General features: G+C 38.9%; 20 protein-coding genes. 11 read left to right on the top strand and 9 right to left on the bottom strand.

What is annotated here, in order from left to right:
* The first annotated feature begins 24 nt into the window (after nucleotides 1-24).
* Complete coding sequence (locus CWB62_RS13940; protein WP_138528006.1) at nucleotides 25-978, top strand: surface lipoprotein assembly modifier; 954 nt, start codon at nucleotides 25-27, stop codon at nucleotides 976-978.
* Here CWB62_RS13940 and CWB62_RS13945 read toward each other — a convergent pair.
* Complete coding sequence (locus CWB62_RS13945) at nucleotides 962-2,308, bottom strand: S8 family serine peptidase (protein ID WP_138528008.1); 1,347 nt, start codon at nucleotides 2,306-2,308, stop codon at nucleotides 962-964. The genes CWB62_RS13940 and CWB62_RS13945 overlap by 17 nt on opposite strands.
* A gap of 140 nt (nucleotides 2,309-2,448) precedes the next feature.
* On the opposite strand from CWB62_RS13945, the gene CWB62_RS13950 reads away from it, so the two are divergent.
* The 3 genes from CWB62_RS13950 to CWB62_RS13960 are packed head-to-tail and all read left to right on the top strand — an operon-like array spanning nucleotide 2,449 to nucleotide 4,218.
* A complete protein-coding gene (locus tag CWB62_RS13950) occupies nucleotides 2,449-2,940 on the top strand; it encodes an RNA polymerase sigma factor (protein WP_138528010.1) in 492 nt (163 codons plus the stop codon).
* On the top strand, nucleotides 2,937-3,680 hold the full coding sequence (locus CWB62_RS13955) for an anti-sigma factor family protein (RefSeq protein WP_058405670.1): 744 nt from the start codon (nucleotides 2,937-2,939) through the stop codon (nucleotides 3,678-3,680). The genes CWB62_RS13950 and CWB62_RS13955 overlap by 4 nt, the downstream gene beginning before the upstream one ends.
* A gap of 25 nt (nucleotides 3,681-3,705) precedes the next feature.
* Nucleotides 3,706-4,218 (top strand): CC0125/CC1285 family lipoprotein, encoded by a 513-nt coding sequence (locus CWB62_RS13960; protein WP_058405669.1) that lies wholly within the window; start codon nucleotides 3,706-3,708, stop codon nucleotides 4,216-4,218.
* A 17-nt stretch (nucleotides 4,219-4,235) separates the two neighbouring features.
* Here CWB62_RS13960 and CWB62_RS13965 read toward each other — a convergent pair whose 3' ends face one another.
* Nucleotides 4,236-5,120 carry a DMT family transporter gene (locus CWB62_RS13965; RefSeq protein WP_138528012.1) on the bottom strand — a complete coding sequence of 295 codons (885 nt, stop codon included), beginning with the start codon at nucleotides 5,118-5,120 and terminating at the stop codon, nucleotides 4,236-4,238.
* A 103-nt stretch (nucleotides 5,121-5,223) separates the two neighbouring features.
* Between CWB62_RS13965 and CWB62_RS13970 the strand changes: the two genes are divergently transcribed.
* Nucleotides 5,224-5,748 carry an SEL1-like repeat protein gene (locus tag CWB62_RS13970; protein WP_138528014.1) on the top strand — a complete coding sequence of 175 codons (525 nt, stop codon included), beginning with the start codon at nucleotides 5,224-5,226 and terminating at the stop codon, nucleotides 5,746-5,748.
* Between the two features lie 2 nt (nucleotides 5,749-5,750).
* On the opposite strand, the gene CWB62_RS13975 is transcribed toward CWB62_RS13970, so the two are convergent.
* Genes CWB62_RS13975 through dinG form a run of 6 tightly spaced genes read right to left on the bottom strand, consistent with a single transcriptional unit; the run spans nucleotide 5,751 to nucleotide 10,590 of the window.
* Complete coding sequence (locus tag CWB62_RS13975; RefSeq protein WP_082653639.1) at nucleotides 5,751-5,903, bottom strand: YbaM family protein; 153 nt, start codon at nucleotides 5,901-5,903, stop codon at nucleotides 5,751-5,753.
* Nucleotides 5,887-6,168, bottom strand: a complete 282-nt coding sequence (locus CWB62_RS13980; RefSeq protein ID WP_058405666.1) for a late competence development ComFB family protein — start codon at nucleotides 6,166-6,168, stop codon at nucleotides 5,887-5,889. The genes CWB62_RS13975 and CWB62_RS13980 overlap by 17 nt, the downstream gene beginning before the upstream one ends.
* Nucleotides 6,169-6,219: 51 nt before the next feature.
* The gene (locus CWB62_RS13985) at nucleotides 6,220-7,119 is read right to left on the bottom strand and encodes a histone deacetylase family protein (protein WP_058405665.1); all 900 of its coding nucleotides are present in this window, start codon (nucleotides 7,117-7,119) and stop codon (nucleotides 6,220-6,222) included.
* Nucleotides 7,120-7,128: 9 nt separating this feature from the next.
* A complete protein-coding gene (locus CWB62_RS13990) occupies nucleotides 7,129-7,737 on the bottom strand; it encodes a primosomal replication protein (RefSeq protein WP_058405664.1) in 609 nt (202 codons plus the stop codon).
* 1 nt (nucleotide 7,738) lies between these two features.
* The gene (locus CWB62_RS13995; protein WP_138528016.1) at nucleotides 7,739-8,515 is read right to left on the bottom strand and encodes a TSUP family transporter; all 777 of its coding nucleotides are present in this window, start codon (nucleotides 8,513-8,515) and stop codon (nucleotides 7,739-7,741) included.
* A complete protein-coding gene (dinG, locus tag CWB62_RS14000; protein WP_138528018.1) occupies nucleotides 8,515-10,590 on the bottom strand; it encodes an ATP-dependent DNA helicase DinG in 2,076 nt (691 codons plus the stop codon). Before dinG ends, CWB62_RS13995 begins: the two co-directional genes overlap by 1 nt.
* Before the next feature lie 60 nt (nucleotides 10,591-10,650).
* Between dinG and CWB62_RS14005 the strand changes: the two genes are divergently transcribed.
* The 6 genes from CWB62_RS14005 (at nucleotide 10,651) to radD (ending at nucleotide 23,345) form a co-directional block, all read left to right on the top strand.
* On the top strand, nucleotides 10,651-13,011 hold the full coding sequence (locus tag CWB62_RS14005; RefSeq protein WP_138528020.1) for a DNA polymerase II: 2,361 nt from the start codon (nucleotides 10,651-10,653) through the stop codon (nucleotides 13,009-13,011).
* Between the two features lie 331 nt (nucleotides 13,012-13,342).
* Complete coding sequence (locus CWB62_RS14010; protein WP_138528022.1) at nucleotides 13,343-15,937, top strand: TonB-dependent receptor; 2,595 nt, start codon at nucleotides 13,343-13,345, stop codon at nucleotides 15,935-15,937.
* A 63-nt stretch (nucleotides 15,938-16,000) separates the two neighbouring features.
* Entirely contained in the window at nucleotides 16,001-16,930 is a 930-nt protein-coding gene (locus tag CWB62_RS14015; protein ID WP_058405662.1) for a class I SAM-dependent methyltransferase, read from the top strand.
* Between the two features lie 193 nt (nucleotides 16,931-17,123).
* Entirely contained in the window at nucleotides 17,124-17,429 is a 306-nt protein-coding gene (locus CWB62_RS14020) for an H-NS histone family protein (protein ID WP_058405661.1), read from the top strand.
* A 538-nt stretch (nucleotides 17,430-17,967) separates the two neighbouring features.
* Nucleotides 17,968-21,234 (top strand): TonB-dependent receptor domain-containing protein, encoded by a 3,267-nt coding sequence (locus CWB62_RS14025; RefSeq protein ID WP_058405660.1) that lies wholly within the window; start codon nucleotides 17,968-17,970, stop codon nucleotides 21,232-21,234.
* Nucleotides 21,235-21,593: 359 nt separating this feature from the next.
* Nucleotides 21,594-23,345: a DNA repair helicase RadD gene (radD, locus tag CWB62_RS14030; RefSeq protein ID WP_138528025.1), complete on the top strand. Its 1,752-nt coding sequence runs from the start codon at nucleotides 21,594-21,596 to the stop codon at nucleotides 23,343-23,345.
* A 20-nt stretch (nucleotides 23,346-23,365) separates the two neighbouring features.
* Here the strand turns inward: radD and CWB62_RS14035 are convergent, their stop codons facing one another.
* Nucleotides 23,366-23,701, bottom strand: coding sequence for a ribonuclease E inhibitor RraB (locus CWB62_RS14035; RefSeq protein ID WP_138528027.1), 336 nt, complete (start codon nucleotides 23,699-23,701; stop codon nucleotides 23,366-23,368).
* Nucleotides 23,702-23,854 lie beyond the last annotated feature (153 nt).

Consider the following 23,854-nt stretch of genomic DNA (forward strand, 5'->3'; position numbering starts at 1 on the left):
TATTCGGCCTGTTGGAGAATAAATATGAAAGCAGTTATAACCGCCACATTGTGTGTTTTTAGTGTCCAAGCGGTGCTTGCACAAACCAACCACGTTAAAACCCCTGAGCAATCTAAACCTTTTAAAAGTAGCCTTGAAGTAAATGCAGATGCAGAAGTTGGGGTATTAAGTAATTCGGCGCTCTCTGTTCAGGAGCTTGACGATATTTCGTCGCAAAGCGACAGCGGCATAAAAACCGCAGCAGGTGTTGATGCAAAATGGCAATTAACCAAAGGCGCTAAATTAACCTCAAGCTATCGGTTTGAACAACAAGACTACGATGAGTTTGATCAATACGATTTAGACCTGCATCAATACGGTTTAGATGGCAGTTATAGCTTTAATAGCCATGAGCTAGGGATTCGTTACGATGGTGCAAAAGCAAATGTAGATGGCGAACCATTTTTACATTTAAATCAAGCCAGTGTCTACTATGGCCATTTTTTAAACCCACATACGTATGTGCGTATGAGCATAAAAACCAAAGCTAAACGTTTTGCTACTGCAAAAGCACGTAATGCCGATGGTGTAGGTGGCGATGTAGCGCTTTACCACTTTATAAATAATGGCCAAACCATGCTAATGGCAGCGCTAAGTGCTGATAAAGAAAACGCCGACGACAACCAATACGACTTTAACGGCTACGGTTTTACTACTAAAGTTACGCACAAATTTACGGCCTTTAATATGGCTAACAAAGTGGGCGCAGGCTGGCGTTATCAAAATAAAGATTACGATGAGCAAACAACGGATGATTTTTTTGAGCAAATACCGTCGCGAGATGAGCACCGAAATGTAATTAATGCGTTTTATAACCTAGCTGTGTTTCAGCACGTAACACTCATAGCCGAGGCTGAATATGGCGATTATCAATCAAAGCTTAGTAGCAATACCTATACTCAGTCGGTTTTATCGGCGTCAGTTAAAGTGCACTTTTAGGTGGGTAAATGGCACCGTAACCAAAGGTGGTGTCTTTGCCTTGCTCGCCTAAATCTTTGGCAAGTGATGTAAGCTCGTTAAGTGCTTTGGTTTTATTATTACCATGCTTTAACAATAAACAACTTAATGCCGCGCTTACATGCGGCGCCGCCATTGACGTACCCGACTCCCTCCCAAATTTCCCATTGCCTTGGCTTGTAACAACATTTACACCAAAGGCTGCAAAGTCTATGTAATCCCCTTTATTTGACCATCTATAAATTTGGTTTTTTGAATCAATAGCACTTACCGCTATCACGCTTTTATACGCGCCTGGGTATAACGGCTGCGACGCTGGCCCTTGGTTACCTGCAGCAGCTACAATTAACACGTTTTGTTTTATTGCAGCAGTAATACTTGCTTCTAAAACTGCGTTATTTGGCCCCGTTAGGCTCATATTTATTACGGGTATTTTATTACTAACTAGCCAGTTAAGTGCCTCTACTATGGCAAATAAAGTAGCCCCTTGTGCATATTCAGATTGCCTATAAAACACCTCTGCACTGTAAAGCTTGGCACTGCCTAAAAGCGGGCTAAGTTTTACGCCTTTACCTGTAATTAGTCCTGCAATGGCGGTGCCGTGCAAATTTGGCGAGTTTAACCCTTTAGGTAAAAAGCTTTGCGTGGTGATATTTGCGCCTTTAAAAGCACTGTGTTTGGTATTAATGGCGCTGTCGATCATGCCAATTTTTACGCTTTGTGTGCAGTAGGGGGCAATAGAGTTATTTGGTGTTACTTTTGCGGTAGGCTCGCCTGTTTGCGCTTGATATATATGGTTTCGGTCAAGTATTGCAGACTCATCTAAGTTAAGCACTTTTAATAACTCACTTTTAGAATTAACACCTTGGGGCACGTTAAAGCGCACTAAGCTCATATTAAGTGCGTTGTAATTTTTTACCGATACAATGGTTACATTTTGCTGCTTTAGGGTATTAAGTTGTTGGTTATTTGCCATTAATAACCATTGGCGCTCTATTGCTCTAAAGCCGTTTTCTAGCTCTACTTCAACAAATGCAGTGTTTTGGCTATTTATATTAATGTTAAGCACATTGGGTAAGCTGCTAATTGGCTCACTTATTTGCGCTTTTAGTTCATCAATCGATATTTGTGGAACAGGCACCGGAAGCGGCAGGCGCTGTGCACGCTCTATAGTTTGTTCAATACGCTGCTCTATAGGGTTTAGCTGCCCAAGCACCTGATCGACTTTTACTATATTGGCTGAGCTCGTTGCGCTAAATATGCAAAGCGAGGCGACTATTATGTATTTAACGCGGACTTTTTTCATGTTCATAGTGGGTTACTTTTATTAAATTTATCATGCTAGTTAGTTAACGTTTAACACATAGAAATATTTCATTATTCAAATTATTTTGATTATTTGGGAATAAATGTTTTTTTGAATCGTCTTCTTTATAAAAGGGGTAAAAATCAATGAACGAAACATTAAAAACCTTATTGCCCATGCTTAGGCGCTTTGCCTATTCGCTAACCGGTAGTAAAGCAGATGCAGACGATGTAGTGCAAATAACAATTGAAAAACTATTAGTAAAAGGCATTCCGGATGACGTTGAGCCTGCTAAATGGGCGTTTAAAATTTGCCGCAATGTGTGGATAGACGAATACCGCTCACGCAAGGTAAGGCAAAATACGGCCCAGGCCGATGTTTTACCAGAGCCAATTACAAGCAATGAACATCAAACACTCGAAAACAAACAAATGCTTAAAAATGTAAATACAGCACTTGGGCAATTACCCGAAGAGCAACGCGCCATAGTATCGCTGGTGGCAGTGCAGGGCATGGCCTATAAAGAAGTAGCACATACGCTAGATATACCTATAGGCAGTGTAATGAGTAAATTATCGCGAGCACGCAGTACACTTTATAGCTTAATAAAACCCGACTTTAAAAAGGAGCAAATATGAACATTAACGACGAAACACTTAGCGCCTTTTTAGACTCAGAACTCAGCGAGCACGAAATGGAGCAAGTGCGTAAAGCCCTTGAAACCAATGATGAACTAGTAATGCGACTTGCAGAACTAAGCGAAGTAGACATGCTAGTAAAAGAGCACGCAACACGTATTGACGACGCACCCCTTAGTGACTCATTAGCTAAAACGGTTGCAAAGCTCGATACGCCAACGACTAAAAACACGTCAAATAGCAATGTAGTGGCGTTAACGCCTTGGCAAACGGTTAAGCAATCGGCTAATAAAAGCTTAGCAATAGCTGCAAGCATTGCCGTGGTATTTGGTATAGCAATGACTAGCTATTTACAGCCTCATAACGCACAAAACTTATTCGTGGCTAGTAATACAGCCTCAGCGCTTAACACACAGCTTAGTAGTAGTGTGTTTGAGCAAAGTGATGGCTCAGTATTTAGCGCGCAGCTTAGTTTTAAAAATCAGCAAGGTGAGCTTTGTAGGCAGTATGTACTAAGTTCAAACAATACAACGCAAACAAGCATTGCTTGTAAAACACAAAGCGGTTGGCAAATTAAAGCGCAAACAGCCGCGCAGCAAAGTAATAATGGCGCGCAATATCAAACGGCGTCTAATAACAGTGAGTTAGATACTGTTATAGACAGCATGATCAGCGGCGCACCACTAGATAGAGCGCAAGAGCAGCAAGCAATTAGCGCAAAGTGGCAGTTAAACAAATAATAATGTGTATAAAACGAGGTGAATTATGAAAACATCTATTTTAATTATCAGCATTTTACTTATGGCGGGTTGTGCTTCTAAACCTGATTACCGCGCCGCGAATAATGGCTCACAAGGTTACAGCGAGCAAAAAATTAGCGACGATCAATACCGAGTAGAGTTTAAAAGTGTGTCAAATAATGTAGCCGATGCCGGTGATTATGCATTATTACGCGCAGCTGAGCTTACCCAAGCGCAAGGCTACGACTGGTTTGTTGTAACTAACAAAGAAACCTTTGTTGAGTCTAAATCGCAAGCCTCCACGTCATCTATTAGTGCATCACAAAGCCAGCAATATGAGCGAAGCTGCGGTTTATTAACCTGCGAAACACGCGCACGCCCAACAAGTAGTGTAGGCGTACAGGTAAGCAACCATGATAAACGCAAAGAAGTGCACACCCTTATTGATATTAAAATGGGCAAAGGTATAAAGCCAAACGAGAACAGCTTTAGCGCCCAAGACTTAATTGAAAACTTAAGCAAAAAAGCACAAAAGTAAGCGCTTTGTAAAAGCACTTAGCGTGTTTTAGCTAAGTGCTTTTTTCGTGGTAAAAATCCAGTAACCAGCATAGTGCCCACAATTACAAATAATGCGCCTAGTAACGTATTTGGCCCAATTTGCTCATTTAAAATTAAATGCCCCCAAAAAATGCCAAATAGAGGAATTAAAAACGTGACCGTTAAAGCAGAGGTTGGGCCAATATCGTCAATAAGTTTAAAAAATAGAATATAAGCAAGCGCTGTACACACTACGCCAAGGGCTAAAACGCCGAGCATAACGTGGGTGGTTGGCACTTCACGCATTGGCATAAATAAAATAAGGGGTAGTACCATAAAACTCGCTGCCCACATTGAGCCGTGTGCGTTATCGAACGGTGCAAGCTTTGGCGCATTTTTAGTGTAATGGGATGCAATGGCATAACAAAGCGAAGCGCTTAATGCTGCTACTATGGCGATTATTGATTGGCTATTTAATACAAAATGATTTTGCCCAACTAAAATTGCCACGCCTATTAAACCCAGTAGCAAACCTAAAACCATGCTTTTTGTGGATTTGGTTTTACTCCAAATAATACCCACCACCGCGCCCCAAATGGGGGTTGTAGAATTTAAAATAGATAACGTAGATGCGCTAATAGTTTGCGCAGCGTACGCAAATAATAAAAAGGGAAGGGCAGAATTAAGCGCACCAATGATAAAAAAGTGCTTGGTGTGTTCAGTAAACGCCAAGCGGCGTTTTAAGTACAGTGCAACTATAAATAGTGTAACTGCGGCAAAGCCAACTCTAAACTCAATTAATACTGCAGGCCCTAAGCTGTTAGCCGCCATTCGCATAAATAAAAATGACGCGCCCCAAATTGAAGCCAGAAAAAATAATCTAAGTAAACTTGCTAAGCTCATGATAATATTTTAGTTATACGATTAGGGGTATAGAATAACAGGCTTTGCAAAGAGTGTAAGCCAGATTCGGTACTCGCATATTAAAAATAATAAAGGACGAATTATGGTTAGACATCTGTCAGTTGCGGCAGTTTTGGCACTGAGTTTATTAAGTGGGTGTGGGTCAACCCCAGTTAATTTATACAGCGACAATACAATGAAGAAAAAAGAATACAATGGGATTAAAGCGTATAAAAAAGGGCTATACGAGCAAGCTTTTTATGATTTAAAGGAGCCTGCATCGCTCGGTTATAAAAGTGCGCAGTACACGCTAGCATTCATGTTCTTAAAAGGCCAATATTTAGAGCAATCAACCAAGCTTGGTATGGGCTGGTTAGGTGTAGCTGCAGAAGCTGGCGTTGAAAATTGGTCACAACAATATGATACTTTTTATGCTGCTGCAACAATAGAAGAGAAACAGCAAATAGATGCAACTGTTGCATTGTACATTGAGCGATTTGGTGTTGAGGCTCAAAAAATGACGTGCCGTAGGTCAACAACAGCTAGGCGTACATTTGGCGAAATTAAAATTGATTGCAGTAAACGTGACGCTGCTGTCACTGTGTATGAAGTAGACACAATTGAGTGAAGCTAGTTGTTAACTAGCTTCTTTTCAAAGTCACTTTTTACTATATCGAGCGCTTTTAATACTTCTTCGGGCTCTACATCGTGCTGCTCTAATATCATAATTAAATCAACAGCAAGTTTAATATGCGTTGGGGCTTCCTCAAGAGGCTTGGTCATTTAAATTTTTCTTTTTAGATATTTGACTAATAGCCACATCAATAGCTGTTTGCACACGTTCTTCCATATGTATGCGCTCAGCTTGTGGTAAATAAAACGCCATATCAACGTCGTAACGAATGTAGCGAGGTGGAAGTTGGTTTAATACAGTACAGCAAAAGTCAGCCATAACGTCGTCATCATATTTTTCGTCGAGTTTTCGTTTTATGATTTCTTCAACAACAATCTTTTCGTAATAGTTATGTATATCGTCGTGTAATCGCATGTTCCTACCGCTTTGTTATGTTCCATTTAGATAAGTCTATACTAAGGATTGTTATAAATCGATAGCCGCTTTAAATAGTTGTTTGTGGACGTTGATTAAGCTGTCTAAATTACGCTGATAACCGCCGCCTAAAGCACACATAAGCGGAATGTTATGTTGCTTACAAAAATTAAGTACAAAGTAATCTCGTTCATAAACGCCTGTTATAGATACATTTAATAAACCTAACTCGTCCTTCGTATAAATATCTGCCCCCGCGTTGTATAAAATAATGTCTGGTTGATGAATGCTTACACACAGCGCGAGCGCGTGTTGTAATGTGTCGAGATACTCATCGTCGCCAGATTTAGCGGGTAGAGAAAAGTCGTAATCAGATTGCTGTTTTAAACGGGGAAAATTTTGCTCGCAATGAATTGAGCAAGTAATAATGTTTTTATGGCTTTGCTGGTTAATAATGTGTGCTGTTCCATCGCCTTGGTGCACATCGCAATCAAAAATTAGCACCGTTTTGGCTTTATGGGTGTTTAATAGGTGCGCGGCTGCTATGGCTAAATCGTTAAATATACAAAAGCCACTGCCGTAGTCACCATAGGCATGATGGTAACCACCACTTAAATTACAGGTTAGTCCGCTTTTTAAAGCCTCCGCTGCTGCTTGAATACTTCCACCGACAGACAGTAATGTACGCTCAACTAGTTGAGCCGAATAAGGGAAACCCATCTTTTTAATCGCTTTATCAGATAAGTTACCGGTTAAAAAATTATTTATATATTGCGTACTGTGGCATAAGGCCAATTGCGAGAGGCTTGCCTTGGTGGGCTGCATGAATGCGGTTGGCAAAAAGCCTAAGTGCTCTATTTCGGTTTTAAGTCGCTGATATTTTTGAATTGGAAAGCGGTGCTTTTCGGGTAAAGGTAAATTTGAATAAAGAGGGTGGTAATATAACTGCATGAAAAAGCCCTAACGGAGTTGTTGTTTTTCCACTTGTTGTATTTTGTCTTCGGTGGCTGAAATGGCTTTTCGGCATCGACCCAAGCGTGCGTGAGTACTTAAAATTTCAAGGTTAAGCTTTTGGGCTTTTGCTGGCGATGCTTTTTCCATTTGCATTTTTCGCTCTTCTATCATCAGCATTAAGCGGCGTTCAAATTCATGGTTTTGTTTTAACTCATCGTAAAGCTCGTGGGAAGACTGCATCACTTTTTTTACAGCTTGCTTATAAACAGCTTGTTTTGGGCGAGGTTTAAACCGACTTTTATTTTCTTTTTCCCAAATTGGCGTTGATTTAATAACATTGAACACGGCCTGAACCTGCGATGAAATACGCTCTAACGCATAGGTGTATGCATGGCGGTGATCGCTTGGTGGTAAGCTTGCTACTTCTTCTTCTATTTCGTTAACGTAATCAACTAAGCTCATACTTTTAGTTTGAAATACAGCGCGGTCAAATAGGCTAGGCTGTGCTTGCATATAGCGATTTTTAGCAAATAATTTAGCTCTATCAAATTGCTCAGCTTGTTGCTTAAGCGAAGTCACTTGTTGTCGTAGCTTGTCTAATGCATTTACTTGCATGTTAAAAGTAAGCCTCATAAATGAGTTTTAATGCTAAAAGTATAACCATGGTATTAAAAACAGGGCGTATGAATTTACTACCAAATCTAATTGCCGAGTGGGCACCAAACCATGCACCTAACATAATAAAAAAGCCCATTGTAATACCCAATAAAAAGTTTACGTGCCCTAAAGCAACAAAGGTAATGAGCGAGATAAAGTTAGATACAAAGTTCATAGAACGGGCCAAACCACAGTTTAGAAGCAAGTTCATTTTATATAGCATGCCGTTAGACGCGGTCCAAAATGTGCCAGTACCTGGGCCGGCTAACCCATCAAAAAAACCAAGAGCTAAGCCTTGCAGCCACTGCTTTACTTTCATGGCTTTGTTGAGCTTTGGCAGTTGGTCACCTTGTGTAGTGCTTAAATTACCAAATAGACTATAACAGGCAACAACAATAATAATAATTGGCAATAGCTTATTTAAAAAGTCGATACTTAAATAATCAACAATAACCGTACCAAGTAGCGCACCAATTGCGGTTGCTATAATTGATGCCAACCAAAATTTGGGGCTAAAAAGGTTTTTTTTGTAATAGGTAAAGCTTGCTGTTAACGAGCCAAAGCTTGCTGCTAGCTTATTAGTACCTAATGTTAGGTGCGGTGGTAAACCAGCCGTAAGTAATGCGGGCACGGTTAACATGCCTCCGCCACCGGCAATTGCATCTATAAAGCCTGCTGCCAATGCAACAGCACATAAAATTGCCCAAGTTGTCGGATCGAGTGCGAGTTCAAACATTAATAGTCTATTTGTCTTTTAAATGGTGGTAGGGTGTCGAGCATGGCTTTACCGTAGCGTTTAGTTACTAAACGCCTATCAAGAATAGTAATACAGCCTTCGTCACTCTCTTTTCGCAGCAGTCTACCACAGCTTTGTACCAATTTCTTAGCAGCATCCGGGACTGTGATTGTTAAAAACGGATTACCGCCTTTGCTTTGTACAAATTCTGCTTGCGCTTCTTCTATTGGAGAGGTAGGTACAGCAAAAGGAATTTTAGTGATAATTAAGTTTTCTAAATATTTTCCTGGTAAATCAAGACCTTCCGAAAGGCTTTGCGTACCAAATAAAATACTTCCCTTACCTGCATCTATATTTTGGCTGTGTTTTTTAAGCAAGGCTTCTCGCGACATCTCACCTTGTACTAATAAGTTAAAACCTTTTGTTCTAAGAAACTTTGCTACATGGTCCATTTGCCAGTACGAGGCAAACAAGACTAAGTTTGCCTTTTTAGTGCTTAGATGCTCTGGCAAGGTGGTTGCTAAGTGATCGCTAAAGTCTTTATCGGTAGGTTCAACTTTAGACGCAGGAATGCGTAATGTTGCCTGTTTTGGGTAATCAAAGGGCGAGGGAACCTTTATAAATTTAACGCCTTCCTCTTTAGCTAAACCGCTTTCGTAAGCAAAATGGTCAAACGAACCAAGGGCACTTAATGTGGCAGAACATAAAACAGCGCCGGCGCACTCGTTCCAAAGTTTGTCTTTTAGGTAGTAGCCAACTTCAATAGGGCAATCGCTTAAAAGGTGGTCGTGATGGCTTTTATACTCTAGGCGTTTTATCCAACGAGCATGGGGGATGCCTTCTCCTTTGTTAGCATAACTAAACCACAACTTATTGAGTTGTTCTAAACGGTTAATGTAGTGACCGCTTTCAGCAAGAATTGGGTCGGCAACGTATGGTTTTATGTCGCCGTCGCTCAAATCTTGCGTAAGAGTGTCGTGCATTTTGTTTAAGCAACGCAGTGCATCTTGTGTTGCTTCGCTTATATCTTTTGCTTTGCTGTGTAGCGACTTGGGTATTTCACCATGTTCAAAACGGTATGTGTCGTCTTTTGAATATTCAAAGTCAGCGTTATCTAGAATATCCCTCACTACTTTTAGGTCTTTATTTGCATCGTTTATACTGTCACACAGTTTAAAGTTCTGGCCTATGGCTCTTTGTCCTACTAGCACTTTTGCCATTTTACCACTGAATTTTGTAAGCTTATCCAGCCACTCTATTGTGCCTTTAATGGTGGCTGCGGCTGATGAAAAATCGCGTGTTATATGGGCTAAATGGTGTGCTTCGTCTATTACATAAATAGTGTTGTCGGGCTCGGGTAAAATTTTACCACCGCCTAAGTCTAAATCAGCTAAAAGCAAAGAGTGATTAATAACCAGCACGTCCATTTGCATGAGTTGCTGGCGGGCTAGTTGAAATGGGCAGGTTAAATGCGCTTTCATTTGGCGCTGACATGCATGCTTGTCGCAAGCAATTAAATTCCAAACTCTGTCGGGAATAGTATCTGCCCAGCTATCTCTATCGCCTTGCCATTTTTTATTGACGTAAGCATCGTATAGCCCTTGGAGGCATTTGCTCTCCATATCACTTAATGGAGAGGTCAGTGTTGGCATAAAATCCATTTGAGTTTGGCTATCGCCATTCACTGCATTGTGGAGTTTATGTGCGCAAATATACCGGTGGCGTCCTTTGACTAAATCAAATTTAAAGTCGAGCCCAGAGTGTGTTTTAAAAAAAGGCAGCTCCTTTGCAATTAATTGCTCTTGCAGTGCCACGGTAGCGGTTGAAATAACCAGCTTCTTTTTTTGCGCCAATGCTAAAGGCAAAGCCCCTAAACAATATGCAAGTGATTTACCGGTACCAGTGCCAGCTTCAATGACACAAATGCGCTGTTTTTTGTGATACTCGCCAGCCAATGTTTTTGCGATTTCTGCAACAAGATAATTTTGACTGCTGCGCGGCCTATAATCATTCAGGTTTTTAGCCACATGCTGGTGCACTTGCCTAATAGTTTTTTTTAGAGAGTCAGAAAGCATGGAATGATTTGCCTAAAGTATGTATATAATTACAGTGTGTATATTAAGTGGGATCGTGCATTGACACAAGCAATCTATCAGGGCTTTATTTTATCAAGGCAACAATACTCGTCTAAAAATGGTCAGGGGATCACACTGTGCTACTGGCTGGTATCTGATCATGGTCCAATCAAGGTAGTTATTGAAAATCAGCAAGCAGTGTTTTTTATTCCACAAGAACAGCAGCAATATGCCCAGCAGCTATTAGACAACGCAAACATTATTGTTGATTTTAAATCAATTGAAATGTGTCACTTTAGTGGTGCTGCTTGTGTTGCTTGTTATTTTAATAATACCAGCAGTATTTATAAGGCTCGAACATTATTCGAAAACACTATAACCGTTTACGAAGGTGACATTCGCCACAGCGATCGCTTTTTAATGGAACGCTTTATTAAAGGGGGTGTTTGGGTTACTGGAGATGTTAGTCAAAAAAAAGGTTTTTTGCTTATTCAAAATGCCAAGTTAAAAGCAAATACAGATTACACACCCAAACTTAAATCGCTGTCATTAGACATTGAATGCGATGGGGAAGGGGTGTTGTTTTCAATTGGACTTGTTGGTAATGACCTTGATTGCGTTTTAATGATTGGCGAGCCATGCAATCATAGTGAACAAATCAACATTGATTGGTGTTTAGATGAACTTGAGTTACTTACAAAGTTACATACCTATTTAAACAGCAATGATCCCGACGTCATTATTGGGTGGAATGTCATAGAGTTTGATTTTACCGTACTTAACACCCGTGCCGAAGCGCTTGGAATCCCACTTAAATTGGGCAGAGATAACCAATCAATCAATATCAATACGGGGCATTATACTCGCCTTACGTTACCAGGGCGGTGTGTTATTGATGGAATTGATACCTTAAAAAATGCGACTTACCACTTTGATAATTATTCTTTAAGTAATATTGCCGAAAAAGTATTAGGTCAAGCTAAATTAATACAATCAGACAATCGGTTAGGCGAAATTATCCGTCAATTTAATGAAGATAAACTGACTTTAGCTGCTTATAACCGTCAAGATTGTATTTTAGTTAATCGTATTTTCACTAAATTAAACTTATATGAATTTGCTATTGTTCGCACACAGCTAACAGGCCTTGAGCTTGAGCGGATGGGCGGCTCTGTAGCTGCTTTTACTAATTTGTATTTACCCTTGTTGCACCGCAGTGGTTATGTAGCCCCTAATTTAGGCGACCACGGTTTGTCTTTTGATAGCCCAGGTGGTTACGTGATGGATTCATTGCCTGGGCTTTATAAAAATATTCTGGTTTTAGATTTCAAAAGTTTATATCCCTCTATTATGCGCACTTTTTGTATTGATCCTCTGGGGTTAATAAAAGGTTTAAATGCGCCAAATGATGCAATACAAGGCTTTAATGATGCAATGTTTTCTCGCACTGAGCACCATTTACCAAAACTAGTAGAGTACCTAACTAAAACCCGGCAAAGCGCAAAAGACACCAACCAACCGATGTTATCGCAAGCAATAAAAATAATTATGAATAGCTTATATGGTGTGCTTGGGTCGAAGGGGTGTCGATTTTATGATCCTAGATTATCAAGCTCTATTACATTGCGTGGCCATGAAATTATGCAAACTACGCGTAAATGGATGGAAGAGCTTGGGTACAGCGTTATTTATGGTGATACGGATTCTATTTTTGTAAAAGTGGACGACAATTTAACTGCAATGTGTTGCCATAAAATTGGTAATGAATTAATGGCTCATATTAACCATAAATGGGATCAATATATAGCAACGCATTTTAATTTAAAAAGCTATTTAGAGATTGAATTCGAAACCCACTACAGCCCCTTTTTTATGCCTACTATTCGGGATAAAAAAACGGGTTCTAAAAAGCGTTACGTCGGTAAAACAACAATAGATGGTGAATCTAAAATAGTTTTCAAAGGAATGGAAACTGTTAGAAGCGACTGGACGGAATTTGCCCAAGAGTTACAAAAAGAGCTGTTTGAAGCCTTATTTGATTCACACTTTGAAATTGCTCAACTTGACGAAATAGTAAAAGATTATACCAAACGATTGTATAGCGGAGAGTTTGATCAAAAGCTTGTTTACAAAAAGCGCCTTGGTCGACATTTAAACGATTACGAAAAAAATATCCCGCCTCATGTACAAGCTGTAAAAAAGTACAAGGCAGAGCATCCTGACTTTGAAGTTAGACGCGGGCAAATTATAGAGTACGTTTATGCAATTAAAAGCGCGGAGATAAGTACAGGAAAAAATACACTCAATTACCCATTATATCAACAGAGACAGCTGGTTCCGATATCGGCAGCAATATTTGATGCTTTAGCAATAGATGATAAAAATAACAATCAGGGGCAACTTTTGCTGCCTGATTTTTGAGCTTTTTGCTCAATAAATTTACGTTGAACGACAAAACCAGCAAAAGTTAACATTTTAATTAGAAGTAAAAAAAGCAACATACTGTTAATGCATTTAATTTAATTTGTATATTTTTTTGTTTTTTAACAGTATGTTAGATTTAATTTTTTTCTGGTGGAATTAACGTTTAGCTATTTTTAGTAATTAATTATTAACGCAACGTTAATTCCTTGTTGACCTTGCTCTTTCACTAGTATTATCATTGAAGGCACAGTCATTGGGGTACTTGATACGTTTTGTACCGCTAGACTGAAAAAATTATAATTAATAAATGTATTCCTGGGAGAATCAAATGTTAAATAACAAAGTTTCAAAAGCAGTTCGCTTAGCGATCGCTTTTGGCGCAGCATCTACAGCTGCATTTTCAGCAAGTTCTTTTGCTGCAGAAGAAGATTCTGCAGAAAAAGTTGAGCGTATTGAAGTAACTGGTTCACGTATCAAACGTGTTGACATGGCTGGTGATTTACCAGTAACAGTTATCGACCGTACTGCAATCGAGCTAAGTGGTGAAACTTCAGTAGCTGATTTATTACGTAACACTACATTTAACAGTCTGGGTTCGTTCCGTCCGCAGTCTGGTAGCTCTGCTCAAGGTGCTACTACAGTAAGCTTACGTGGTTTAGGTTCTGATCGTTCTTTAGTTTTAGTTGATGGTCGTCGTTTACCTAAGTCAACTCTTACTGGTTCAAGCCAAGATTTGAACTCAATCCCTATGGCCGCAGTTGAGCGTGTTGAAATCCTTACCGATGGTGCTTCTGCACTTTACGGTTCAGATGCTATCGGTGGTGTAATTAACGTAATTTTACGTAAAGATTTTAATGGTGCAGAAGTTACTTTAGGTTCTGGCCGTATTGAGCATGAAGGCGGCGACCGTGAAAATGGTTCTGTACTTTTCGGTGCTTCTTCAGACAACTCTCGTGTACTTGCTGGTGCATCTTGGAGTGGTCGTGACATTGTTTACGCTCGTGACTTCCCATGGTACAGCCCAGGTGGTTCAGTTTATTCAAATAACTTCACAACATTTACAACTACAGATGGTGAAAGAGCAAGTAATTTTGATTTCTTCTCTCCAGAAGCTACATGTGAAGGCGTAGGTAACGAGAACTTTTACCGTATTGGCGCACGTTGTGGTTTTAACTTCGCAGCAGTATCTGCTGATGAAGCGTCAATCAAAAACCGCTCAGCTTTCGTTAAAGCTACTTACGATGTGAACGATGACTGGAGTATTTACACAGACATCAACATCGCACAAACTAAATCATTTGGTCGCTATGCCCCAGGCTTGGATACAACAGCATACGATGCATCACCTGATACAGTATTTATCAGTGCAGATAGCCCTAACAACCCAACTAACCCTAACAGCCCAATCTACGATGCTTCTCTAGAAATGGAACAGCAAGGTCTAGATTTCTGGCATCGTTTTGCTGCGTTAGGTAACCGTGACAACAGATTATCTACAGAGCTTAAAGATATCGGTTTTGGCGCTAAAGGTATGATTGGTGACGTTTCTGTTGAAACAGGTGTTCGTAAAACAATCAACGAAAGCCATAACGTAGGTACAGGTTACATCCTTCGTAGTATTGCTCGCCAATACATTAACGATGGTACTTACATGCTAAATGACCCGTTCGGTGCATCTGAAGAAGTTAGAGGCGCAATGACGGTAACTACTTCACGTACTGGTAAGTTTAACCAAGAAGAGTTTTATGCAAATGCTGCGTTTGACCTTATGGAAACTGACGCTGGTGCAATTCAAGCATTCGTAGGTTTTGAATACCGTTCAGAAGATTATGCTGACATATACGATTCACTTTCTGCAGCAGGCCAAGTAGGTGGTTCTTCAGGTAGCAGTGCTGGCGGCGCACGTTCAGTTCGTGGTTTATTCTTCGAAACATTAGTTCCAGTAACAGAAGAATTTGAGCTTAACTTTGCAGGTCGTTACGATGATTACTCTGACTATGGTTCAGATTTCTCACCTAAAGTATCAGCACGTTACAACCCAATTGATGACTTAGTACTTCGTGCATCATGGGGTAAAGGTTTCCGCGCTCCTTCATTACCAGACCTAACTCAACAGCCTTCTGAATCAGCTGATTCAGTTTCTGATGAAGCTACATGTTTGGCAATTGGTGAAGCTGCAAACTGTTCTTCGCAAATCAACGCTACAGTTATTGCTAACCCTGACCTAGGTTCAGAGCAATCTGACCAATACTCACTTGGTGTTGTTTACCAAGTGACAGATGCTATTTCTGTAGAACTTGATTACTACAACATTGAAATTACCAACCGAATCCGTGCGTTCTCTGCTCAATCTATCATTGATGCACGTTTACGTGGTGACTCTGTGCCAGCTGCATTCACTGTATCTCGTTCACCAAACGGTGCGATTACTAGCCTTGTTCGTGGTTTTGGTAACGATGGTAGTTTAGAAACTTCAGGTATCGATTTCAAAGCTAATTCAATGTTTGAATTTGGTGATGCTGGTACTTTAAGAACTAACTTCAACCTATCTCACATTGTAGATTACAGCACAGATGGTGGTCGTAACTTCGTTGATGATCCAGGTGTACCGCAAATGCGTTTAAACCTGTCTAACGTTTACTCTATTTCTGATTTTGACTTCACTTGGAATCTAAACCTTATTGATAGCCAGTGTGAAGACATTACTGCAGATGGTGAGTGTGAAGGTCACATTCCTTCATGGGTAACTCATGACTTACAAGTAGCGTACAACACACCTTGGAACGGTAAAGTGAGCTTCGGTGCACAAAATGCATTCGGTAAACAGCCACCACTTTTCGCTTCTGGCGGTCGTGACTACAACTTCGATCTTTACTCAGGTTTTGGTCGCACAATGTACTTAAACTTTAAACAGTCTTTCTAAGTTTTTAGTTTAGATATTATAAAGAGTGACTCTTGAGTCACTCTTTTTTTTGGAGAAAATAAAATGCACTGGGATCATTACTGGGACCTTACAAAAGCTTTATCTAGTTTTGGTGATGCAAATACAGCCCTAGGTTACCCAGAAGAAGTGTTAAACTTTTGGGGGGAAGTTGTATCAGAAAAAGGGGAAAGCGTTGTTTATCTTGATTTAGCTACCGGTAAGGGAGCTTTAGCAATTTGGCTACAATGCCTTCTAGAAAGAAAAAACTTATCTGGCTCGGTATATGGCTGCGACTTAGCAAACATTAATGAGTTAAAAATTACCAGTGATGTTGACGAAATTGATAGTGCGATTAATAAAGTTAAGTTTCAGTTTAATACTTCAGTAGAAAATCTACCTTATCCAAATGAGTACTTTAATATATTAGTTAGCCAATTTGGTTTTGAGTATTCTAATTGGTCACACTCTTTAAATGAGGCATGTAGAGTACTTAAGAATGATGGTGAAATCATATTAATGATGCATCACCCTGATTCGGCAATAACGAACGACTGTAAAAGCGGTTTGAAAGTACTTAATTGGATGTTAGAAAACAACATATTAAATGAACTTGAAAACTTAGTAACTTTGAAGCTTCAAGGTAATATTGAGCTATTTCAGACACGAAATAAAGACGCGATCCAAAAGATTCAGAGCTTAGTTATATCTAATGATGAAGAAAAATTCTGGTTTGCAGATATTATGTCTAAAGTATCAAAGATAATGCTGAATATCGATCAAACGAGTAAAGCAAAATTGAGTGGATTACAGAACGCTCTAAAACAACAGGTTGAAAGGTTATCAGATCAAACTTCCGTTGCATTGAGTAAAGATGAAATTTACGAAAAATTTAAAGCTGCAAAGCTTAAAAATATGAAAATGTCTATTGCGGCATTCAATGTAAATAATGAGTTGTTTTGTTGGCAAATAAAAATTTCTCCTGAGAAAATGTAGCTGTAATTTAGTATTTAGTTTACAGTTTATTTCAATTTTGCTTTTATTAAACTTGAGCATATATAGTTATTTCGTTTATTAATTTTAGTAATAGCAATTTCTTATTTTTTAAATCTTTATTCTTTGTCATAGTTATTTTAAATTAAAGTATCTATACTAATCTTGATATGTTTATAAATTTAAAGAGATATAAATGAAAGAAGTTCGAGCTTTTATAAAGACCGCATCCTTAACTGAACTTGAAAAAGCACAACAATTAGTTACTGATGCAATTTCAAAATATACCCAACAGCAAAAAGCAAAACAGGAAGTTTTGGATCTTTTAAAGGAAAAAGGACTTACAATAGAAGACTTACATGATATTACTTCAGATAAGCGTACTAAAGTTGCGCCTAAATACCGAATGGAACTAAATGGTGAAGTAATAGAGTGGACTGGTCGAGGTCGTCGACCAAAAGCGTTTGAAGGCGTTGAACTTCAAAAGTATTTAGCTAAATAACTAATAATACTCACGAGTGATAATTAATAAATATACCTACTTAGGTATATTTATTAAATCACTGATAGCTTTGTTTCATATTATAATTTTTTATCTATAAATCTTTAATCCAAAAAAATTGGGTGTATACACTCGACTTTAGACAATAAACATCTTCAAACATATCTACATATTTTTACGCTAATCAATACTGAAATAAGTACACATGTTCTATTAATTTAACCCATATGATGATTCATTCGGTTGATTTACTAGCCCATTTTATCCCTTATCACTCGGGTGATAGTCGCAAGAAGTTATTATCAGACTCCGCTCTTCTCTGTTATCAGTTAAATAAAAAGTACTTCAATAGTCATAATTCATTTTTTACGCTCATCGCTTTGGATTGTTTATAACCCATTAAAGGTACGATTTAACGCATTGTGTGTTGCCAAAAAGGTACATTCATGACTAATATGTAACCTCAAAGTTGGCAATTTTGTTAATTTTTTGCTTATTTTGAAACAATAAAACTAAAAATTTTAACAGGGATATCAAAATGATAAATAATAAAGTTTCTAAAGCTGTTCGCTTAGCGATTGCTTTTGGCGCAGTTTCTACTGCTGCTTTCTCAGCAGGCTCATTTGCTGCAGAAGAAGAAAAACTCGAAAAAGTAGAAAAAATTACAGTTACAGGCTCACGTATTCAGCGTACAGAAATTAGTGAAAGTGCTCCCATTTTTTCTTATGGCGAAGAAGATATTCAAGTAAGAGGTTTCACTAACGCTGCCGATTTGCTTAATCAATCGCCATTGTTCGGTGGTTCTTTGACAACTGAAGGTGACCAAAATGCTGCCAATGCGGGTCAAAATCAGGCAAATATATTTGATTTAGGTACTCAACGTACACTTACGTTAGTAAACGGTCGTCGAATGGTTAGCTCACAATCTGCTTCAATTGGTGGTGGACAAGTTGATATTAACACTATACCTGTTGCTTTAATCGATCGCATTGAAGTTGTTCCTCTTACTGGTGCAGCAACTTATGGTGCCGATGCCATCGGTGGTACTGTAAACGTTATCTTAAAAAATGATTACGAAGGTTTTGAAGTAACAGCACAATACGGTGAAAACGATGCTGGAAATGCTCGTGATTTCCAAATTAGTGCTGTTGGCGGCGGAAACTTTGATAATGGCCGTGGTAACCTGACATTTGGTGTGGAATATACACGTACAAATGGTTTGTTAGAATGTGATCAAGATTTTCTTTGTAATAATAACCCAGGTTCTGGCGGGACTACAAATGAGTTTTTAGACCGCAACGGTGATGGGCAAATAGACGACCTTAATGGTGACGGTGTTATTAACGATGATGATTTACAATCTGTATCTTTATTTTATGATGAAGTTAACCTTCAACTGTTCACAGATTTTGGCGCTGTAACACCTGCAGGAGCTGGTTTTGCGCCAAGTGTTGGTCGTGGCTCGTGGGCAGATGGTAATTTCTATGAGTTTACACAAGATGGCCAAATCCAACAATGTAACTCAGGTCCAACATTACCGTCTGGACGAGCATTACTTGAAACTTACGATGATGGTCGCGGTAATATTTGTGGAATAGATTTTTTTGATAGTGTTTCTCAAATTCGTTCACCAACAAGCCGCCATAACTTGTATGTGTCATTTAACTACGATATCACGGATAACCTTCGTTATATAAGTGACGTTGTTTACGCTAACACAAATGGTACTGAGCTTGTTAACCAAGGTGGTTTTCAAACCGGTTTCTTTGGAGGCACTTCAGCTGCAATCACAGTACCAATTGACAACCCGTTTTTATCATCGCAAGCTCGACAAGCAATAGTAGATGCAGGGTTAGAGGGAGACCAATTTTCGATTCATCGATTCAACAATGATTTAGTTTCTTCAGGCGGTAACTCAAATGAAACGCATACTTGGCGCGTAAGTAATGTTCTTGAAGGTGAATTTGAATTTTTAGATCGAGATTTTTACTGGGATGCGGCTGTTGTTCATGGCCGTTCAGATGTGAACATTAGAACAACGGGGATTGTTGATGGAAGATTCCTAAACGCAGTTGATGCGCGTAGTGTTGACGATGCAATGTTGTCTCAAATACGTGATTCTCGCGATGATATTAATACATTAGACGAGGCATTAGCTGCACTACAAGGCTCACGTTCAGCATTTACGGGCGGCTTCCAACGCGGTGATGTTATTTGTGGTGCTTACGCTGATCTTGCAGCAGGCACTCTAGAAGGCTTTAATGCACAGGCGTCTGGATCAGGTTTAACTGATGAGGACCTGCCGTTTTTAGATGGATGTCAACCACTTAACCTGTTTGGTTCACAAGCATCAAATGCGTCACTTGACTTCATTACAGGCGGCTCGCAAATGTCTCAAGCGAGCAATATGCAAACAGTTTATACATTTAACCTTGGTGGCGCAGCTTTTGACCTACCTGCTGGACCACTTGACTACGTAGTTGGTGTTGAGCGACGTGTAGAAAAAAGTAAATATGAGCCTGCAGTAGGCGGCAGAGTTCCAATTACTCGTAGCTCAATTGATCGTCCGGTTAACGGCGGGTATGATACAAATGAATATTATGTAGAAGTAGTTGCACCTGTTATTTCTTCTGATATGGATATTCCTTTTGTACAATACTTCGAAGTAAGTGGCGCATACCGTAATCAAGAGTTCAATACAAATGCTCCAGCTGGGTTTGAAGATCGTTCAACAGAAGAGGATGTTGTTCAAGCTAGCATGAAGTGGATAATAAACAGTGATTTATCTTTACGTGCAACTTATGCAACAGCGTTCAGAAACCCATCAATTAATGAGTTGTTCCAACCAATACAACAATCATTCATCTCTGGTGATGATCCATGTGATGCACGTTACGTTGGTCTTGGGCCTAACCCAACAGCACGTAAAGCAAACTGTGAATCATTAGGAATAGATACTGATACATTCACGTCATCAATTTCAGACGGTACTATATCTACAGGTTATGTTTCAGGTAATCCTGACTTAAATCCAGAAACAAGTAAATCTTATACTTACGGATTAGCTTGGACTCCAAACTTTGTTGAAAACTTACAAATAGGACTTGACTATTATAACCTTGAGATTGAAGGTGCAATCAATGACGTTACATTTGAGACCCTAGCAGCGAATTGTTACGACTCAGCTGATTTTCCGAACGAAACAGCTTGTGATACATTCACACGTGGAGACGACAATCAAGTTATTCGTGCAGGAAATCAACCAGCGAACGTAGCATTAGCAACATTTGAGGCTGTGTCACTTTCTGTGTTTTATAGCCATGATTTAGGTGAGTGGGGTAATTTGAATATTGCTTCTACAACACAACACAATATCACAAACGAAAACCAGGCTACTGCGACGTCTGAAGTTCAAGAAGATGTTGGCGATTTCGCAGATCCAGAATGGACAGGTACATTTGATATTAATTGGATGTATGAAGATCTATTTGTTAGCCATCGTGTTCGTTGGCAGAATAGAACGTTAATTGATTCGCTCGAACAGCAATTATACTCATATAATTACCAACGTTCAGAAGATGGTACATTAACAGGCGATTTTACTAATGAAAATGCTTCGCGTTTCCTGCATGATCTAAGTATTGGTTATAACCTGGGTACTTCAACTACAGTTCAATTAAATGTTCAAAACTTACTTGACCGCACTGCTGATGACCTAACTGCTACTTCGTTTGGTTTTAATCAGTTTGGTTTGGATGAGCGTTTAGGTCGTCGTTTAAGCCTACGTTTTAACCATAAGTTTTAATTTATAGTTATTAAAATAACTCTTTGTATTTATTGCATTAGAGTATTAGCTTGAAAAGCTGACATTTACTTGTTTTTATAAAACCCCTATTATTTTGATGATAGGGGTTTTTTTAATATCCTCAGATTAGCGTAGTTAAGAGTTTTAAAGGTTGTCCTAAATTTATGATGAGTTTTAAAACATAATGTCATTCATCGGTACCAATAATAATTCACATTCAATAGCTTCATTTACTACCTTGAAAAATGATATCTGGATGAAATACTTGTCTAACTCTCATATAATAAGAAGGCATAAGTAGAATAATCTAATCAGGTTTTTGTTAAAATTGTATTTATCAAACATTATTGTATCTTTGAATGAGCTATAAACTTAGACCCTATCAGCAAGAGGCGGTTGAACGCACTGTTGTTCATTTTAGAAAAACCAATGATCCCGCAGTGATTGTTTTACCTACGGGGGCGGGTAAAAGTTTAGTCATCGCTGAGCTTGCGCGTATAGCTAAACAAAAAATATTGGTACTTGCTCATGTTAAAGAACTTGTAGAGCAAAATTCACAAAAATATAAAAGTTTTGGTTTAGAGGCGAGTATATTCTCAGCAGGGTTAAAAGAAAAATCATTATCTCATCAAGTCACTTTTGCCAGTGTGCAATCACTTTCACGTAATTTAGATAAGCTGAATGAGCATTATTCTCTACTTATTATTGATGAATGCCATAGAGTCAATGGTGATAAAAAAAGCCAATACGGTAAAGTTATAAGTGCATTACAAACGTATAATCCTCATTTAAAAGTATTGGGTTTAACGGCTACGCCTTATCGTTTGGGGATGGGGTGGATATACCATCATCACTATCATGGGGTTGTTAAAGGGACAAAAGAAAGCCCATTTAAAAACTGTATATTTGAATTACCGCTTAGATACATGATAAAACATGAGTATTTAACCCCCCCTAATGAAGTCGATGCTGCTATAAACCATTACGATTTTTCGTCTTTAGAGACTAACGCGTTTGGTCAGTATACTGCCGATGATATGAATGCACTTTTAAAAAATAGCGAGCGAGCCACTCAGGCTATTCTCAAACAAGTAATAGAATATAGCCAGCAGCGCAAAGGTGTGATGGTTTTTGCGGCAACAGTTATGCATGCTCAAGAAATATTAAGCTATTTACCAGCAGCTCAAAGCGCGCTAATTACAGGCGATACGCCTAATATTGAACGCGATAAAATCATTTCTGCATTTAAAGGTAAAAAATTAAAATATTTGGTTAATGTGTCAGTGTTAACAACTGGTTTTGATGCGCCACATGTCGATTTTATTGCTATTTTACGCCCTACAGAGTCTGTTAGTTTATACCAACAAATTGTAGGGCGGGGCTTACGATTATCAGAATCGAAAACGGACTGCCTTGTAATCGACTATGCAGGAAATGGATTTAATTTGTTTCACCCTGAAGTAGGTGATAAAAAAGGCGATAGTGATAACGAGCCTGTCCAAGTGCTTTGCCCTGGTTGCGGATTTGCCAATATATTTTGGGGCAAAACAGACTCCGATGGTAAAGTAACAGAGCATTTTGGTAGACGTTGCCAAGGCCTATTAGAAGATGATGAAAGTAACAAAGCTCAATGTGATTATCGGTTTAGATTTAAAGAATGCGAAGAATGTGGTGCACAAAATGATATTGCAGCTCGTAAATGCCACGATTGTGGCGCCATAATGGCTGATCCAGACGACAAGCTTCGTAATGCGTTAAATTTAAAAGATGCGTTAGTACTTCGCTGTAGCGGTGTAACAGTAATTCAGCTTAAAGATGAACTAATCAAAGTTACGTATTTTGACGAAGACGGTGCAAGTTGTGATGAAGTTTATAATCTGGGTAATAAAGGCGGTCAGTTTATATTTAACAGGCAATTTGGTAAACGGCTAGGGCATGGTCAAAAACCAACAGAATTTAAAACAGCAGAGCAGGTAGTTAAAGCGCAGTTTGACTTAATGCCACCCGATTTTGTGATTGCGCGAAAAAGTAAAAAATATGGTTGGAAAGTAGCAGATAAGCTATTTGATTATAAAGGGAGCTTTAGAAAGGCAAATCAGTTAAGTCGTTAAACTTAACTGATTTTAAAATATTAAGCGGCGTCTTCGTCCATTAATCCCCAACCGTCACCATAACCGTTATAGCCATTCGCTATACTTTCTAGGTACTGTTCAGCTTGGCCTAGTAATGTGTGCTCTGGTACCACTTGTACATGAGTAATTACTTCCCAAACGCCGGTGTCTTTACATTTTTCAACGTCGGCGGTTTGTACTAATGCATCAGAAACAATATCTTTAGCAAACTTATCAGCATCGGTTTGTTGTTCAAATAAAATGAAAAAATCGATTTGCTGCATTTTACTTAAATCGACGCCTGCAGCGGCTATTTCGGCTAACAGCTGGCCGTTTTCGTCATCTGGAAATTGCATTAAAAACTCATCTAAAAATAATTTTGTGTTCGTTGGCACTATTGTAACTAAAATATTGTCTTAACGCGTACTAATTTTATCTTCTTCGCATTTCATAATTAAACTGAGTTTGTCATTAAGTTAATGTGTTGGTCATTATGGCTATGTTAATAT

The sequence above is a fragment of the Pseudoalteromonas sp. S408 genome, assembly GCF_005886645.1.
Lineage (GTDB): Bacteria > Pseudomonadota > Gammaproteobacteria > Enterobacterales > Alteromonadaceae > Pseudoalteromonas.

Coding starts and splice junctions, on each gene's coding strand:
- CWB62_RS14020 (WP_058405661.1), top strand. CDS start 17,124: ATGAAAGAAGTTCGAGCTTTTATAAAGACCGCATCCTTAACTGAACTT.
- CWB62_RS13945 (WP_138528008.1), bottom strand. CDS start 2,308: ATGAACATGAAAAAAGTCCGCGTTAAATACATAATAGTCGCCTCGCTT.
- CWB62_RS13985 (WP_058405665.1), bottom strand. CDS start 7,119: ATGCAGTTATATTACCACCCTCTTTATTCAAATTTACCTTTACCCGAA.
- CWB62_RS14010 (WP_138528022.1), top strand. CDS start 13,343: ATGTTAAATAACAAAGTTTCAAAAGCAGTTCGCTTAGCGATCGCTTTT.
- CWB62_RS13950 (WP_138528010.1), top strand. CDS start 2,449: ATGAACGAAACATTAAAAACCTTATTGCCCATGCTTAGGCGCTTTGCC.
- CWB62_RS13990 (WP_058405664.1), bottom strand. CDS start 7,737: ATGCAAGTAAATGCATTAGACAAGCTACGACAACAAGTGACTTCGCTT.
- dinG (WP_138528018.1), bottom strand. CDS start 10,590: ATGCTTTCTGACTCTCTAAAAAAAACTATTAGGCAAGTGCACCAGCAT.
- CWB62_RS14035 (WP_138528027.1), bottom strand. CDS start 23,701: ATGCAATTTCCAGATGACGAAAACGGCCAGCTGTTAGCCGAAATAGCC.
- radD (WP_138528025.1), top strand. CDS start 21,594: ATGAGCTATAAACTTAGACCCTATCAGCAAGAGGCGGTTGAACGCACT.
- CWB62_RS13955 (WP_058405670.1), top strand. CDS start 2,937: ATGAACATTAACGACGAAACACTTAGCGCCTTTTTAGACTCAGAACTC.
- CWB62_RS13970 (WP_138528014.1), top strand. CDS start 5,224: ATGGTTAGACATCTGTCAGTTGCGGCAGTTTTGGCACTGAGTTTATTA.
- CWB62_RS13975 (WP_082653639.1), bottom strand. CDS start 5,903: ATGACCAAGCCTCTTGAGGAAGCCCCAACGCATATTAAACTTGCTGTT.
- CWB62_RS14025 (WP_058405660.1), top strand. CDS start 17,968: ATGATAAATAATAAAGTTTCTAAAGCTGTTCGCTTAGCGATTGCTTTT.
- CWB62_RS13960 (WP_058405669.1), top strand. CDS start 3,706: ATGAAAACATCTATTTTAATTATCAGCATTTTACTTATGGCGGGTTGT.
- CWB62_RS13995 (WP_138528016.1), bottom strand. CDS start 8,515: ATGTTTGAACTCGCACTCGATCCGACAACTTGGGCAATTTTATGTGCT.
- CWB62_RS13940 (WP_138528006.1), top strand. CDS start 25: ATGAAAGCAGTTATAACCGCCACATTGTGTGTTTTTAGTGTCCAAGCG.
- CWB62_RS13980 (WP_058405666.1), bottom strand. CDS start 6,168: ATGCGATTACACGACGATATACATAACTATTACGAAAAGATTGTTGTT.
- CWB62_RS14015 (WP_058405662.1), top strand. CDS start 16,001: ATGCACTGGGATCATTACTGGGACCTTACAAAAGCTTTATCTAGTTTT.
- CWB62_RS13965 (WP_138528012.1), bottom strand. CDS start 5,120: ATGAGCTTAGCAAGTTTACTTAGATTATTTTTTCTGGCTTCAATTTGG.